This window comes from Desulfobacter curvatus DSM 3379, assembly GCF_000373985.1.
GTDB lineage: Bacteria > Desulfobacterota > Desulfobacteria > Desulfobacterales > Desulfobacteraceae > Desulfobacter > Desulfobacter curvatus.
Window position 1 is genome coordinate 1 of record NZ_KB893022.1, and the last position, 1,590, is coordinate 1,590.

The 1,590-nt window shown below is 42.4% G+C and carries 3 protein-coding genes; all 3 read right to left on the bottom strand.

The window, feature by feature from the left end:
* A partial coding sequence (locus B147_RS0109460) for a tyrosine-type recombinase/integrase (RefSeq protein ID WP_020586968.1) occupies window positions 1-642 on the bottom strand: 642 nt, incomplete at its 3' end.
* A complete protein-coding gene (locus B147_RS0109465; RefSeq protein ID WP_033397150.1) occupies window positions 632-940 on the bottom strand; it encodes a CHC2 zinc finger domain-containing protein in 309 nt (102 codons plus the stop codon). The genes B147_RS0109460 and B147_RS0109465, both read right to left, overlap by 11 nt.
* A complete protein-coding gene (locus tag B147_RS30230; protein WP_020586970.1) occupies window positions 906-1,445 on the bottom strand; it encodes a hypothetical protein in 540 nt (179 codons plus the stop codon). The genes B147_RS0109465 and B147_RS30230 overlap by 35 nt, the downstream gene beginning before the upstream one ends.
* Window positions 1,446-1,590: the final 145 nt, after the last annotated feature.

Sequence of the window (1,590 nt, forward strand, 5' to 3'; positions counted from 1 at the left end):
TGTCAACTGTAAAAATAGAACTCGGGATTGAGTTTCAGGTCTCCCGCCCACAATATAGGCAGTGATCGCTTTGATGATGTTGTCGGGAAGGGGAAGATGGGCAGGATTGCAATTTTTTCTTGAATGGATAAAAATCTCTTTCTGTCTAAATGAGATGTCATCCAGGGTTAGCAACCTGATTTCTTTGGGTCTCAATCCCAGGTAATACGCCAGGTGTATGGCGGCATTTGTGCGAAGATCTTTTGCTGTTGACAGATCCAGGCTGTCAAACAGCTTTTGAACTTCATGAGCGCGTAAAAATTTGATTGGTTTTAGTTGTCCGAACTCCGGAGGGCTTACTATCAAAGGAGCCAGATCTTTTTTGAGATATTTGTTCAAATAAAGATGCCTCAAAAACTGCCTCAGATATGACCGGTTCGACTTAGCGGTCCCTATAGAATAATTGGTATTGTACAGGGCTAAAAACTGATCAACTTTCTGGATGGATAGCTCATTCAGGGGGACGCATGATTTTTTCAAATAGATATCCAGACTTGTCAGTATCCGCTGCATTCCTCTGACACTTTGCTGACCACGGACTTGATGATTATAATAATCCAGATACCGCTGACAAATTTTTGGTAATAGATGATCAGGTGCCATGACCGGATTCCCTTGCGTTTAAAATCGCCTGCAGATATTTTACGCTGCTGACAAAATCGGTGTTGCGCCAGATCATTACCATATCGATGGTGTTAAAATTCTTTTCGCATCGAAAGCACCGGCTCAAGTTCGTTCTGGGATTAACTGCGGTTTGAAACTCGTTGCACAAGGGACACAGAAAACGGAAAACCCCTTCACTGATTTTAGCCGGGATACCCAGTTGTGTTTCGATTAACACATGAATGGGGATTGTATTTCGTAATTTATAAAGTTCCATTGAAGAAAATCGTTTGCCCATATTGACACCTCTTCTTTTGGGTCAGTTCTTTTAGAATATCTGGCGTCAATTTTACCGTTTCCTCGTCCGTGGCATCAATAATCTCTTGTAACGCATTTTTGTTAAGGAGGGTGTCAAATCCAATAAAGACAAGGGTTTTGGCAGATATTAAATCTTGTAACGGTATTTGGATTAAATCTATCGAAGATCCTTTACCAGCAATGCTTTTGCCGTTTTTTATCTCTTGTAACGCATCTTCAGTTAAGGATAGCGTTTCTGAGGGCTTTTTTCGCTTCCAGTAACCAGGATTGCTTTGGCGCCAATTCTGAACACGAGCCACATTCTCAGGTCCTGAGAAATAATCCCGATTCTTTGGCTTATCCAACCATTTTTGCTGGCTGTGTTTTTTGCTGGCAATTTTGCATTCGGGCTTGTCACAGAATCTTTGCCGCTTCAAATGGCGGGAATCGGGCATGAATAAATTTTGGCAGTTTTTACACCTGCGCTGGCGAATTTGCTTTTTCATAGACCTGATACCTCCTTAGGTCTATGATCGGATGGACGACATGGCGGGGTAGTATTTTTTCAAAATATGGCGGGGTCTGGCAGGGTCCAGCTGGATCGGGCGGGGTAGAACACACAACAAAAAAAACTCGCTACATAAATACCAT

What these genes read in the sequence shown, in the direction of transcription:
- B147_RS0109465 (WP_033397150.1), bottom strand. Translation starts at nt 940, where the DNA reads ATGGGCAAACGATTTTCTTCAATGGAACTTTATAAATTACGAAATACA.
- B147_RS30230 (WP_020586970.1), bottom strand. Translation starts at nt 1,445, where the DNA reads ATGAAAAAGCAAATTCGCCAGCGCAGGTGTAAAAACTGCCAAAATTTA.